Annotated in this window: 7 protein-coding genes; 2 read left to right on the top strand and 5 right to left on the bottom strand. The window is 68.1% G+C overall.

Annotation, left to right across the window (positions count from 1 at the left end; all coding sequences use genetic code 11):
• Positions 1-54: 54 nt before the first annotated feature.
• Positions 55-2,334, bottom strand: coding sequence for a kinetoplast-associated-like protein (locus ACIA49_RS08590; RefSeq protein ID WP_396376496.1), 2,280 nt, complete (start codon positions 2,332-2,334; stop codon positions 55-57).
• 106 nt (positions 2,335-2,440) lie between these two features.
• Between ACIA49_RS08590 and ACIA49_RS08585 the strand changes: the two genes are divergently transcribed.
• Together ACIA49_RS08585 and ACIA49_RS08580 are read left to right on the top strand one after the other, a co-directional pair.
• Positions 2,441-5,200 (top strand): hypothetical protein, encoded by a 2,760-nt coding sequence (locus ACIA49_RS08585; protein WP_396376495.1) that lies wholly within the window; start codon positions 2,441-2,443, stop codon positions 5,198-5,200.
• On the top strand, positions 5,197-5,775 hold the full coding sequence (locus ACIA49_RS08580; RefSeq protein WP_396376494.1) for a hypothetical protein: 579 nt from the start codon (positions 5,197-5,199) through the stop codon (positions 5,773-5,775). Before ACIA49_RS08585 ends, ACIA49_RS08580 begins: the two co-directional genes overlap by 4 nt.
• Here the strand turns inward: ACIA49_RS08580 and ACIA49_RS08575 are convergent, their stop codons facing one another.
• The 4 genes from ACIA49_RS08575 to lysS all read right to left on the bottom strand — a co-directional run bounded on the left by ACIA49_RS08575 (position 5,776) and on the right by lysS (position 13,796).
• Complete coding sequence (locus tag ACIA49_RS08575) at positions 5,776-8,679, bottom strand: BTAD domain-containing putative transcriptional regulator (RefSeq protein WP_396376493.1); 2,904 nt, start codon at positions 8,677-8,679, stop codon at positions 5,776-5,778. It abuts the gene before it with no gap.
• Positions 8,680-8,848: 169 nt separating this feature from the next.
• Complete coding sequence (locus ACIA49_RS08570; protein WP_396376492.1) at positions 8,849-11,383, bottom strand: ATP-dependent Clp protease ATP-binding subunit; 2,535 nt, start codon at positions 11,381-11,383, stop codon at positions 8,849-8,851.
• Between the two features lie 346 nt (positions 11,384-11,729).
• Positions 11,730-12,059 carry an Lsr2 family protein gene (locus tag ACIA49_RS08565; protein ID WP_132164573.1) on the bottom strand — a complete coding sequence of 110 codons (330 nt, stop codon included), beginning with the start codon at positions 12,057-12,059 and terminating at the stop codon, positions 11,730-11,732.
• Between the two features lie 216 nt (positions 12,060-12,275).
• Complete coding sequence (gene lysS, locus ACIA49_RS08560) at positions 12,276-13,796, bottom strand: lysine--tRNA ligase (RefSeq protein WP_396376490.1); 1,521 nt, start codon at positions 13,794-13,796, stop codon at positions 12,276-12,278.
• Position 13,797: the final 1 nt, after the last annotated feature.

Genomic DNA, 13,797 nt, shown 5'->3' with positions numbered 1-13,797 from the left:
AATTGGGTGGGTGGATCACACATTGTCACTGACAAGGATCTGACTGTCACGTCCTCATCCTGATTCCCCCGTGGAACCCTCACTGGAAGACATTCCACCACCTGGGCGGAACCCCGGTACAGCGAGTGCCTCGATCACACCCGAAAGCTGGGTGAGCTCCTTGGTGATCTCGTCGCGGCGCTGATTCAGAGCCGCGACCCTCGCCTCGGCATCGGCGAGTAGTTTACGGGCCTGGGCGCGCAGTTCGTCCGCGTGCTCCCGGGCCTGCGCCTCGAGCTGCTGCGCCTCGGCGCGGGACTTGCGGATCAGCTCGTGGGACTGACGCTGCGCGTCGGCGAGATCCTTGGCCGCCCGCTCGCGCAGGACCTGCGTGCTGGACTGTGCCTCGGTCTCGCGCCGGGTCGCCCGATCGACGATCTCCTTCGCCTCGAGCTCGGCCGCCGCCTTCTGCCGATCGGCCCGGGACTGCGCCTGCGCCGTCACCTTCGCGGCCTCCGACCGGGCCGAGGACAGCGTCGCTTCGGCCTGCGCGGACGCGGATTCGAGCGTGCTCTCGGCGAGCGCGGTGTACTCCGCGTTCTCCTTGGCGATCGCTTCCTGGGTCTGCTTCAGCCGGCTGGTCGAGCGGCTGATCACGCGCCGCAGGTGCGCCCGCTTCTCCAGCATCATCTTGCCGGCCTCGTACGCCGCCTGCTCGCGGATCGTCTGCGCCTCGGCCTCGGCCGTGCCGATCAGCTCATCGACGGTCTTCTTGCTCCACAGCGTCTGCTTCTCGGCCTCGGCGAGTGCCGTCTCGGCCGCCTTGTTCGCGTCGTCGACGATCCGCTGCGCCTCGATCGTCGCGTTCCGCCGGTCGGCCTCGATGGAGTCGACGACCAGCTTGGCCTGCGCCCGCGCGTCGGCCATCAGCCGCTCGTTGGACAGCTCGGCCTCGGCCTTGCGCTCGGACAGCTCGGCCATCGCCTCGGCCCGGAGCTTGTCGATCTCCAGCGAGATCGCGGCCAGCTTGGCCCGCTCGGTCTCCTCGAGCTCCGCCGTACGACGTTCCAGCTCGGCGCGGTTCTCGCCCCGGAGGCGCTCGATCTCGGCATGCGCCTCGGCGATCTGGGCCCGCGACTTCTCCCGGGCTGCCTCGACCTCCACTTCGACCGCGGCTCGCAGCTCGGCGGCCTCGGTCTCGGAGCGAGCGATCAGCTCGGCCTCGTTCTGTACGGCGGCCTGGGACACGAGCGCGGCCTGCTCACCCGCATCGGCCACCAGCTGCTGTGCCTCGCGCCCAGCGCGGTCGACCATCAGGTCAGCCGCTTCACGAGCCTCCCGAGCCCCCAGCAGAAGCTCTTCGGCCTCATCCTTCACCCGAGTGGCTTCGGCCTCGGACTCCGACTTCAACCGCGCAGCCGCTGCCTCGGACTCCGACTTCAGTCGAGCAGCTTCGGCCTCGGACTCTGCCTTCAGCGCCGCAGCTGCAGCCTCGGACTCGGCCTTCAAGCGGGCAGCCGTGGACTCGGACTCCGACTTCAGCCGGGCGGCCTCGATCTCGGCGGCCTGCGTGACCCTGGTGGCCTCGGCCTCGGACTCTTCCTTGATCCGGGCGGCTTCCGCCTCGGACTCCGCTTTCAGGCGGGCAGCCTCGGACTCGGCGCTTTCGGTGACGCGGGCCGCCTCGGCCTCAGCTGCGGCGATCCGGCGGTCGGCCGCGGCCTGCGACTCGGCCCGCAACCGGTCGGCGGCCGCCTGGCTCTCGTTCCGCAGTTGCTCGGCGGCCGATTCAGACTCGCTGCGCCGCTTGGCCACTTCCTCGGCGACGGTCACGCGCAACTGCTCGGCCGCACGCTCGGCGCCGGCGGTCATCCGCTCCGACAGAGTGGTCGCCTCGGAACGCACGCGCTCCGCCTCGGTCGTCGACTCCACGCGCAGCTTCTCAGCCGCTTCCGCCGCCTCCCGCCGTACCCGCTCGGCTTCGGCAGTGGACTCGGCCTGCAGCCGCTCGGCGGCGTCCTGCGCCTCGGACCGGACGCGGTCCGCCTCGGCAGTGGACTCGGCGCGCAGCTGTTCGGCTGCGCGCTCGGCGTCGTTCAGGAGTCGCTGGGCCGACGAGGTCGCGTCGGCACGGAGCTTCTGGGCGGCCGCGTCAGCAGCGGCGCGGAGCTGCTCGGTCTCGGCCCGGGCGCGCTCGGCGTCCTCGCGGGCCAGGTCGTTCTCGTACTCCGCCTGCTCGCGCAGGGTGTCCGCGATCCGCTGTGCCCGCTCGAGCACGCCGCCCGCTTGCCGCACACCAAAAGAACCGGTGTCGGCGACCGGTTCTTGGGTCAGGGGCAGACGCGGCGCGTCCATGCGACGAGATGATTCCATCCTCGGCCCCCTTTCCGACAGTCCGGGTCCCATCAACGTGGTCACAGGGTTACAACGCGGTACAGGGGTGCCAGGTAACTTCTTTTTCATGCCGCTGCGCGATCTACCGACCGAATCGCAGGCGGCAACGGCACTGATCCGTACCGAACTGCTCACGCATCGTAGGACGTTACGGCGCACTGGCAAACCCGGTCTCGTGTTGTCAGGTCTCGCCGCCGGCGCTCTGCTCGCTGTCCTCGTCCCGGGCCGGACAGGCACAGGCTGTTACCTCTGGCGGGCCACCACCCAGCCGGTCGAGGGCCGGACCGCGGCCCTGATCCTGCCGGTCGCGATGGTGCTGCTGATCCTCGCGGATCGCTTGTCTGCCGAGAGTTTCGGCCTAAGCCGACAGGTCCGAGGCTGGGGTACGGCGGTGCTCGCGGCGGTCACCATGGCGGCCTGGACCGGATTCGTCCAGCAGGACCGGCCGACCTGTGCTTTCTCACCGGCTGTGATCGGAACCCTGGCCTGCGGGACCCTCGCCACCGCCGTTGCGGGCTACTGGGCCACCCAGTTGTTCCGGGGCCCGATGACCCCGCGGCCAACTTCTGTCGACGACTTGCCGAACGTGTCCGCTGAGCCGCTCAACCAGTCCGAATTGCGGGCACTCTTTGTCCGAATGCTCGATCGGATCGAGAGTTGGGCTCCAGCTCGGGGCTGGTTGATGCCGTTCGCGACCGGCACTCTCGCCGTACTGGTTTTGCTCTCAACTGTTCTTCCGTGGCGTGAACTCCGGGACCCGGTCGCGGTCGGTCTCGCGGAGGCCGGGTTGATCCGGGTGCAGCTCTGGGAGATCCCGTCGGCCCGGAGTTGGGCGCTGGTCGTCTGTGCGCTCGCCGTCGCGACCCTGGCCACGCGCGGGCTGGTACGGCGGTTGGCCGCCGTCACGTGTGGATCGGTCACCGTCGCCGGGCTGGCCGCGCATCTGCTCTGGTTGCCGCCGTTGCTGCCGAACGGTGTTGGCTACCGCCCCGGCATCGGCGCGTGGACCGCTCTAGCGCTGGGCGTTCTTCTGATCGCCGCCGGGCTGATTGGTGGCCGCCTATTGGTTCTGCTGGGCTTGGTCGGCGGAGTGGTCGGACTGCTCGTCCCCTCAGCGACAGGTACGCCGTACGCGGCAGAGCCGACCGTGGGCGTGCCGCACCGGCTGCTCGATCTGCATAACGGCCAGCTGGTCGACAGGCTCGGGATGCGGGTCGCTATCGGCACCTCCGATCCGCTCGACTCGTTTGCGAGCACTCTGGACGGTTCGCCGGGACAGTGGCTGCTGGGCCGGACAGGTTCGGAGAGCTCAACTGTCTTCGCATACGACGACGGCGTCGCCCTCCCGGAGGTCACGCTGAACCACGGGCCAACCGCACCGGCGGTGTGGGGTGTTACCGACAACCACCTGGTCGTGCTGGCCGGTGGTGCGGGCGGGAAGCCGTGGGCGATCCTGTCGGTCCCACTCGATCTGCCACAGGCCGACCTCAGCCTCAGCCACAAGGACCCCGACGGGCAGTACTACGTGACGCCTGGCGTCGAGGTGCTCGCTTCTGGAGTCGGCCCGGCGCTCAGCCACCGGAACGCGGACCGGTCGATCGTGGTGTGGGGTGGTGCGACGACCTGGCAGATCCCCGCCAACCAGCTCCGCCCCGGCATGCGACTTCAGGACTTCGAGGTGGACCCGGGAGCTGGCGCACCGGGTAATGCGCTGTCCAGCGGGCCAGACGGTACGACGGCCTGGCGGACCAGCGAGACGGGGCTGGCCATGGCTCGTCGGGGCGGACCGACGCAGCAGCTGACCGGAGTCGCTCCAGCTGGCTGCCTCTTGAGTAGTGATGCGGCCAGCTCGTCGATGACGGTGGATGCGTTCGCGGTCGATGTGCGCGGCAACGTGTGGCTGGGCGGTGGTGCGCCGACGTCGGTCATCACGCCAGACGGCGTAATGCGAAAGCTGCCCGGTGGAGCCGACGGGATCAGCAGCATCGAGGCGCGGCCAGACGGTTCGGTGCTGCTGGGGACTTCACCTGGTGGTGGGAGTCAGATCCTGCAGATCACCGATGCGGCTAGCGCTGCAGCGACGTACCCGGCTGCACCTGATCCACTGCCGCGGTGCGATCGACGCAAGCCAGTCCGCGGTACGACGGACTTCCGGGCGACTGTGCTGCCCGCCGTCGAGACCGTGGACCCACATCAGGGTTCGCCTGGCGTGAACTCGCTGCTCGGGCTGGATGCCGACGGCAAGTTGGCGCGCCTTCGGTTGCCGCTGGCGGCGCGTAGTTCGGCACCGGACGGACAGGGCGGCGTGTGGTGGACGCTGGCGGACCAGCCGGGCCCGGAGCGCGCCGTACACCTCGTACGTGGCCGGACCACGGTGCAACGGGATCAGAAGCCGCTGCCGGACAACCCCAAGGCGGAGTTTGCTGCGGCCGCCGGGGACCGGTTGGTGACCGCGATCGGTGGCGGGTTGTGCAACTACTACGGACCGGACGGCGTACGACGTCTTGCGGTGAAGGGAGATCTGCTTGTCCTGCTGCCCTCAGGGCAGACCGTGACGCGTCTCGGCGACCGACTGGTGCTGACGGATACCAACGGACGCACCAGCAGCGTGGCCGGTGAGACAGCCGGCCTGTGGTTTACCGGACCCGATGGGAAGCTCTGGGGGTACGACGCCGTCCACCTGCTGCGCGTCGACGCCGGCCGGGTGACTGTGCTCGCCGGTCCGACGCAGGGTGTCCCGCAAGCCGCGGACAAGGTGACAGTGATCGGGCAGGCCTTGTACTTCGAGCTGGGGAACGACGTAGTCCGTGTGGAGGCTGCCCGATGAGCGCACTCCCGGATGAAGAACTGCCTGCGCGTCTGGCCAAGGCCGAGCAGGCATTGGCCGTTGCCGAACACCGCTGGCTGGCTCGTGCCGGTCTGCTCGCCGCACTGGCCACCGGACTCACCCTGCTGCTCCCCTGGACCTACAGCCGTCGACTCGGCCTGTCTGTCTGGCAACTAGGCATCGAAACCCAGCCCCAGCTCGCTCTCACCTGGCTGGTCGGCCTAGCCACCACAGTCGCCGTACTGGTCCTCAAACCCGGCCACAAAGCTCAAGCCGTCGCAGGAGTCACCGCAGTCATCACCCTGCTCTTCCTGGCCGGCGCCTACCAAGCCGGTCAGCTGGAAGCCCTAGGCGACACCTGGCCCGGCCCAGGCCCAGCCATAGCCCTGGCAACCGCCACCTGCTGGCTCCTAACCACCGCAGCCCACCTACTTGCCCACCGCAACAATCACCCACCCGACCCCGACATCATCACCCAAACCATCGCCCACCTCAGACGCCGCGACCCCATAACCCCCGTTGCGTCCGAAAACACGCCGACCACGCACTGCGGACCTTCGGACGCAACGCTTTGATCAGCTGTGGATGGCGGGGGTGCGGTCCAGGCGGTGTTCGAGGCGGGTGGCTAGGGCCAGGTAGCCGGCGTTGTGGGCGTGTTCGTGGGCCTGGCGGAGGAGGCGGTCGGCTCGGGCCGAATGAGGGGTGCAGTCGGCTAGGCCGGTGAGGGCTCCGACGACGCCGAGGGCGTGGCTGCGGTCCTGGCTGAGGCGGAGGGCGAGGTCGAACTGTTCGGCGGCGGCCTCGCCCTGGCCGGCGCTGAGAAGGCTGCGGCCCAGGTGCAGACGCGCGTCGACCTCGTCGAGGTGGGTGCAGTTGCCGATCGCCAGTGTGAGCGCCTGCTCGTGGATCTCCACAGCCAGCTTGGTTCGGCCGAGGCGGCGGTGCGCTTCACCCTGATGACAGGGGGCGTAGCTCATCGAGAAGTCGAGCTCGTGGACGGCGGCCAGGCGCTGCGCGGTGCGAGTGGCTTCAAGCGCAGGGAGCGGCTCATCTTCGGCCAGCCGACACACCGCAATGCCATTCAGCAGCTCAGGCTCGAGCCGCTCATCACCGATCTCACGCGCCAGATCCAATGCACGCTCGTAGTACTCGAGCGCCATCGCGAACCCGTGCTGCCGAACCGCCAGCGCAGCAAGCCGACTCAACGTCTCGACCACTGCCTCGCGGTCATCCGCCAGCTGCGCGAGACGCAACGACGTACGGAGCAACTCGGCATGGTTCGACGACGGGTCCAGCGTGCCCTGCGTGTACCCGAGCGACCCCAGGATCCGCGACCGCAGCCCCGGCTGGTCGTCCGGCGCCAGCTCTGCGGCCCGCCGCAGATCGCACAAGCCCTTCTGCGGCCCACAACGGAACTGCCCGAAATTCCCGCGCAGGAACAGCAGCCGCGCTTGAGCCTCCGCATCGTGCCGCCGCTCGGCAGCGGCCAGACCGGTCGTCAGTACGGCGTCCAGCTCGTCCAACCGGCTTCGCCCATGCAGGTACGGCGCCAGCACCAACGCGAACGGAACCGCGGCCACATCCTCCGCAACCTCCAACGCAGCAAGGAGATTCGGCCGCTCAAGATCCGCCCAGGTCAGATCCGGACCAAGCTCAGGCCCTGACACCGACAGGTAGTACTCGACCAGCCGACCGACCGCCTCGCCGTCGTCGGCAACCTCTGCGGCATATCCACGCAGCAGGTCGTGGAACTCGTACCGCCCCGGCCGCGGCGCCAGCAGCAAGCTCGCGTCCACGAGGCTCTCCAGTAACCCCTCCGCCACCGGTACGTCGATCCCGGCCAGCGCAGCCGCCGCGTTCGCGTCGAAGTCCTTGCCCGGGAACAACCCGAGGCACGCGAACAATCGACGCTGATCCGCTGGCAGCTGCTCGTACGACACCGCGAAGGCTGACCGGACCCCGTTCGAGTCACCGTCCAGTTCGCGCAGGCGACGCCGGCCGCGCATCCGTTCGTTCAGGTGCTGCATCGACCAGGCCGGCCGATGCAGCAACCGCGCACCAGCGATCCGCAACGCCAGCGGCAACCGGCCGCAGTGCTCGGCCAACTCCCGTACCGCCGCTTCGTCGCCACCATGGCGATCCGGCCCGGCGATCTCGGTCAGCAACGCGGTCGCGTCATCCATCGCCAGCAACCCGAGCCCGAGCCGGCGCTTGGCATCCAGCTCGAGCAGCAGCCGGCGGCTCGTCACCAGCACCGCACATTCCGATGCCTCAGGCAACAATGACCGCACGATCGCCGCGTCCGGAGCGTTGTCCAGCACGACCAGCAACCGCAGCCGTGACGACCTCACTCGCCACAACGACAGCCGATCCTCCAGGCAACCGGGAATCTGATCCGCCGGTACGCCGATGCCGCGGAGCAGGTGGTCGACCGCCTGCTCGATCCCGAGCGGCTCGCGCCCCGGCGTGTGCCCGTGCAGATCGACGAACAACTGACCGTCCGGATACTGCGACGCCAGCAGGTGTCCGGCCTGAACCGCCAGCGCCGTCTTGCCGATCCCCGCCATCCCGTCGATCGCCAGCACCGGCGGCGCCGCCTTCGCCGAGGTTCGCGGCGCCGAGGTTCGCGGCGCTGAGGTTCGCGGCGCTGAGATTCCCAGGGCGGCCACCACCTCGGCCAGCTCCGCAGCCCGCCCGGCGAACGCGGCCCCGCCGTACGGGAGTTCGTTGCGTGCCGGTACGGCGGGCGCCTCGACCCGCAGCAGCGTTTGCTGGGCAGCGCGCAGTTCCGGGCCGGGCTCGATCCCGAGCTGCTCGACGAGCGTTCGGCGTACCCGCTGATAGGTCTCGAGCGCTTCGGCCTGCCGGCCGCTCCCGGCCAGGGCGTTCATCAACAACACCGCGAACCGTTCGTCGAACGGGTGGTCGGCGACCAGCCCGATCAGCTCCGGGATCGCCTCGACGTGCCGGCCGGCGGCGAGCTGCAACTGGATCCGGGTGCCGAGCGCCTTCTCCCGGCGTTCAGCGATCCGGCGGCGCTGCCCGGCCAGGTACTGCCCGGGCAAACCACTCAACGGCTGGCCACGGAACAACGCCAACGCCTGATCGTGCAGTGCCAGCGCCTGCTCCGGATCAGTGTGCTGACCGGCCGCGCGCACGGTCGTCTCGAACCGCTCCAGATCCAGCACCTCAGGATCGAGCCGCAGGACATACCCGGCGGTCGTCCGCTCCAGGCGCGAACCCGGCGGCAGCGACTTCCGGATCCGGTACACGTAGGTCGGCACGACCTTGATCCCGGTCGGCGGCGGATCGTCGTCCCAGACCAGATCGAGCAACTGTTCCGGAGTGAGCACCCGATCGGCATTCAGCGCGAGAACGGCGAACATCGCCTGCTGCCGCAACGGGCCGACCGAAATCTCCGCGTCACCGCTGCGGACGGTGAGCGGTCCGAGCAGATCGATCCGGAGCCCCGACGGCATATGCGCAGTGTAGAAGCGCGAATGCGCTCCGAGACCGGATCCGGACACCTTTCGACCAGGATCGAAAGTCTTGTCAGGACCACGAGGGAAAACCTGCACACAAGGCGAAAGGCCCCACACCGAAGTGTGGGGCCTTTCGTCAACTGCTCTGGCTACAACTGCTGACGTCCTACGAGTCCTGCAGACCCGAGGTGCCGCCGGCGGCGAGGTCGGTCAGCTCCAGCTCGGAGGCGCCGGACTTCGGCGTTCCGGTGAAGGTGAAGTACTCGCGCAGGCCATCGGCGTCCACCGTGTCGTCCGGAGCGACGTCGACCAGGACGATCTGGCCGGGCCGCAGCTCCCCGAACAGGATCTTCTCGGCCAGGACGTCCTCCACGTCGCGCTGTAGAGCGCGGCGCAGCGGACGGGCACCCAGCACCGGGTCGAAGCCACGGTCGGCGACCAGTGCCTTCGCTGCCGGCGTGAGCTCGATGCCCATGTCCTTGTCCTTCAGCCGCTCCTCCACCTGGGCCAGCATCAGGTCGACGATCTTGACGATGTCGTCCTTGCTGTGCTGGTGGAAGACCACGATCTCGTCGACACGGTTCAGGAACTCCGGGCGGAAGTGCTGCTTGAGCTCTTCGGTCACCTTGGACTTCATCCGCTCGTACGAGCCGGAGGTGTCCGAGGTCTGCGAGAACCCGAGCGCCCCCTTCGAGATGTCCTTGGTGCCCAGGTTGGTGGTCATGATGATGACCGTGTTCTTGAAGTCGACCACGCGGCCCTGGGCGTCGGTCAGGCGACCCTCGTCCAGGATCTGCAGCAGCGAGTTGAAGATGTCCGGGTGGGCCTTCTCCACCTCGTCGAACAGCACGACGGAGAACGGCTTGCGCCGGACCTTCTCGGTGAGCTGGCCACCCTCTTCGTAGCCGACGTACCCCGGAGGCGAGCCGAACAGCCGCGAGGCCGTGTGCTTCTCCGAGTACTCCGACATGTCGAGGCTGATCAGCGCGTTCTGGTCGCCGAACAGGAACTCGGTCAGCACCTTCGACAGCTCGGTCTTACCGACACCGGACGGGCCGGCGAAGATGAACGAGCCGCTCGGGCGGCGCGGGTCCTTCAGACCGGCGCGAGTACGACGGATCGAGCGCGACAGCGCCTTCACCGCGTCCACCTGGCCGATGTACTGCTTGGCCAGCACCTTCTCCATGTCCAGCAGCCGCGAGGACTCCTCCTCGGTCAGCTTGAAGACGGGGATACCGGTCGCGGTGCTGAGCACCTCGGCGATCAGCTCCTCGTCGACCTCGGCGACGACGTCCATGTCGCCGGCCTTCCACTGCTTCTCCCGCTCGGCCTTCGCGTTGATCAGCTTCTTCTCGTCGTCGCGGAGCCCCGCGGCGCGCTCGAAGTCCTGAGCATCGATCGCCGACTCCTTCTCCCGGCGGACCGTCGCGATCTTCTCGTCGAACTCGCGCAGGTCCGGCGGAGCCGTCATCCGGCGGATCCGCAACCGGGCCCCGGCCTCGTCGATCAGGTCGATCGCCTTGTCGGGCAGGAACCGGTCGGAGATGTAGCGGTCGGCCATCTGCGCGGCGTTGACCAGGGCGGCATCGGTGATGGTCACCCGGTGGTGCGCCTCGTAGCGGTCGCGCAGACCCTTGAGGATCTCGATCGTGTGCGCGATCGAGGGCTCGGCGACCTGGATCGGCTGGAAGCGGCGCTCCAGCGCGGCGTCCTTCTCGACGTACTTGCGGTACTCGTCGAGGGTGGTCGCACCGATCGTCTGCAGCTCTCCACGGGCCAGCATCGGCTTCAGGATGCTCGCCGCGTCGATCGCGCCCTCGGCCGCACCGGCCCCGACGAGGGTGTGGATCTCGTCGATGAACAGCACGATGTCACCGCGGGTGCGGATCTCCTTCAGCACCTTCTTCAGGCGCTCCTCGAAGTCACCGCGGTAGCGGGAACCCGCCACCAGGGCGCCGAGGTCGAGGGAGTAGATCTGCTTGTCCTTGAGCGTCTCCGGGACGTCACCGCGGACGATCTGCTGAGCCAGACCCTCCACGATCGCCGTCTTGCCGACACCCGGCTCACCGATCAGGACAGGGTTGTTCTTGGTCCGCCGGGACAGCACCTGCATGACCCGCTCGATCTCGCTCTCGCGCCCGATCACCGGGTCGAGCTTCGCCTCACGAGCGGACTGGGTGTAGTTCCGGCCGAACTGGTCGAGCACCAGGGAGCTGCTCGGCGCCCCCTCGGTGGGTGCCCCGGCACTGGTGGGCTCCTTGCCCTGGTAACCGCTCAGCAGCTGGATGACCTGCTGCCGGACCTTGTTCAGGTCCGCACCGAGCTTGACCAGGACCTGCGCTGCGACACCCTCACCCTCGCGGATGAGGCCGAGCAGGATGTGCTCGGTGCCGATGTAGTTGTGGCCCAGCTGCAGGGCCTCGCGCAGGGAGAGCTCCAGCACCTTCTTGGCGCGGGGGGTGAACGGGATGTGCCCGCTCGGTGCCTGCTGTCCCTGGCCGATGATCTCCTCGACCTGGGAGCGAACAGCTTCGAGCGAGATACCCAGGCTCTCGAGAGCCTTGGCGGCGACACCTTCACCCTCGTGGATCAGGCCGAGCAGGATGTGCTCGGTCCCGATGTAGTTGTGGCTGAGCATCCTGGCCTCTTCCTGAGCCAGGACGACTACCCGACGGGCGCGGTCCGTAAATCGTTCAAACATCGCCAAAGCGCTCCTTGCCTCAGAGGAGTCGGACGTGCCGTGTGGGCCGACCCCCGTACATGCATGCTAGTCCCCGGTACCGACAAGCTCGCTCTGGGCGAACAAACAATCACTGTTGGATCGGACACCCGGGCGGCATCACAAGGGAACAACCCCACGGATCTCCAGGGTGTTCCCGCCTGACCACGATCGGACAGCGTGTTCGCCACCAGCGAATTCCGTCGATGACTGCCGGGTCAGGCACCGCCCGCACTCTCCGATCGCGACACGTCCACATCCTGAAACAACCGGAATGCGGACGGTCCCGATACCCCAAGGGTACCGGGACCGCAAGAGCCTACTGAAATTACTTGGCTTCGTTGTACGCCGCGCGCACCTCGGCCGAGATCCGGCCGCGCTCGCTGACCTCGTAGCCGTTCTCCTTGGCCCAGGCCCGGATGTCGGCGGAGTCCGAGGCGGACCGGCCGCGACCGCGGGCCCGTCCGACCGCACCGCGGCGACCGGCCACCCGGCGGCCCGAGCCGACGTACCCGGCGAGGGCGTCGCGCAGTTTGGCGGCATTCTTCTTGGAAAGGTCGATCTCGTACGTCGTCCCGTCCAGCCCGAAGGTCACGGTCTCGTCGGCCTTACCGCCGTCGAGATCGTCCTCCAGGACCACCTGCACCCTTTGCGCCATCGATGACAATCCTTCCTGCACCCGTCACCGGGCACAATCCCCTGCCGAATTGTTTGCACCTGATTTGTACCGCACAAACCACCCACTTGTCATTCTCCGCACGGAATGTTCCACAAAGTGGCGGGAGCCGCGTCGTGACCTTGCGTATTCAAATGCCCCAGAAAATACAGAGGGCCGCGGGTGTGCTATGCAGCACCCGCGGCCCAGTTCAAGAAATCACTCCGGCCGGAGCAAGGGGAACAGAATCGTCTCCCGGATACCGGCACCGGTGTAGAGCATGATCAACCGGTCCAGTCCCATCCCCATGCCGCCGGCCGGCGGCATCCCGAACTCCATTGCGCGCAGGAAGTCCTCGTCCAGTTCCATCGCCTCGGGATCCCCGGCCGCGGCCAGCAACGACTGTGCCACCAGGCGATCCCGCTGGATGACCGGGTCGTTGAGCTCCGAGTAGGCCACCCCGAGCTCGACCCCGTTGACGAACAGGTCCCAGGCCTCGACCAGGCCCGGGATTTCCCGGTGCGGCTTGGCCAACGGCCGCGCCGACTCCGGATAGTCACGCACAAAGGTCGGCTGGATCAGCGTGTGCTCGCACAGCTTCTCGAACAAGTCGACGGCGATCTCACCGGCATTCCGGCCGGGCTGCAGCTCGACGTCGTGCTGCTCGGCCAACTTCAGCAACGCGGCCAGATCGGTGGTCTGGTCGACGCTCTCACCGACCGCTTCCGACAGCAGCCCGAAAAGCGTCGCATGACGGAACGGCCGGGCGAAGTCGATCTCCGAACCGTCGCGCGCAGTGACGACCGACCGGCCGATCGCTTCGCCCGCGTTCCGGATCAGCTCCTGGATGAGTTCGGCCATCGTGTCGTAATCGCCGTAGGCCTGGTAGGCCTCGATCATCGAGAATTCCGCGGCATGGGTCGAGTCCAGGCCTTCGTTGCGGAAGGTCCGGCCGATCTCGAAGACCCGGTCGACGCCACCGATCATCGCGCGCTTGAGATCGAGCTCGAGCGCGATCCGCAGCTTCATCTCCTGGTCGAAGGCGTTCAGGTGCGTGTTGAACGGCCGGGCCGCCGCACCACCGTTGGTGAGCTGCAGGACCGGCGTCTCCACCTCGATGAAGCCGTGCGCGTCGTACGTGGCCCGCAAGGACTTCAGCACGCCGGCCTTGGCCCGGACCATGTCCCGTGCCTCGGCCCGCACGATCAGGTCGACGTACCGGAGCCGGACGCGTGCCTCCTCGTTCAGCGGCTTGTGCTCGTTCGGCAGCGGGCGCAGCGTCTTGGCCGCCATCTGCCAGCCGGTCGCCTGCACGGACAGCTCGCCGCGACGGCTCGTCACGACCTCACCCTGGACGGCCAGCAGGTCGCCGATGTCGACGAGCGCCTTGAACCGGGCCAGCTCCTCCTCACCGAGGTCGGCCAGCGACAGCATCACCTGCAGCTCGGTCCCATCGCCCTCCCGCAGCCGGACGAAGCAGAGCTTGCCGGTGTTGCGCAGGAAGATCACTCGGCCGACCACCGACACCTGCTCGCCGGTCTTGGTGTCAGGCTCCAGCTCCTGCCCGTCGTACGTCGCGCGCAGGTCCTTCAGCAGGTGCGTCCGCGGTACCGAGATCGGGTAGGGCTCCACTCCTTCCGCCAGCAGGCGGTCACGCTTCTCCCGGCGGACCCGCATCTGCTCGGGCAGGTCGTCCTGCCCGGTGTCGGGGTTCGCTGGGTCCACGTGTGCATCAGTCATA

Origin of the sequence: Kribbella sp. NPDC051587 (assembly GCF_044453945.1) — a bacterium.
Taxonomy (GTDB): Bacteria; Actinomycetota; Actinomycetes; order Propionibacteriales; family Kribbellaceae; genus Kribbella.
This window is presented reverse-complemented; position numbering and strand designations above follow the sequence as displayed.

Coding starts and splice junctions, on each gene's coding strand:
- ACIA49_RS08590 (WP_396376496.1), bottom strand. CDS start 2,334: ATGGACGCGCCGCGTCTGCCCCTGACCCAAGAACCGGTCGCCGACACC.
- ACIA49_RS08585 (WP_396376495.1), top strand. CDS start 2,441: ATGCCGCTGCGCGATCTACCGACCGAATCGCAGGCGGCAACGGCACTG.
- ACIA49_RS08580 (WP_396376494.1), top strand. CDS start 5,197: ATGAGCGCACTCCCGGATGAAGAACTGCCTGCGCGTCTGGCCAAGGCC.
- ACIA49_RS08575 (WP_396376493.1), bottom strand. CDS start 8,679: ATGCCGTCGGGGCTCCGGATCGATCTGCTCGGACCGCTCACCGTCCGC.
- ACIA49_RS08570 (WP_396376492.1), bottom strand. CDS start 11,383: ATGTTTGAACGATTTACGGACCGCGCCCGTCGGGTAGTCGTCCTGGCT.
- ACIA49_RS08565 (WP_132164573.1), bottom strand. CDS start 12,059: ATGGCGCAAAGGGTGCAGGTGGTCCTGGAGGACGATCTCGACGGCGGT.
- lysS (WP_396376490.1), bottom strand. CDS start 13,796: ATGACTGATGCACACGTGGACCCAGCGAACCCCGACACCGGGCAGGAC.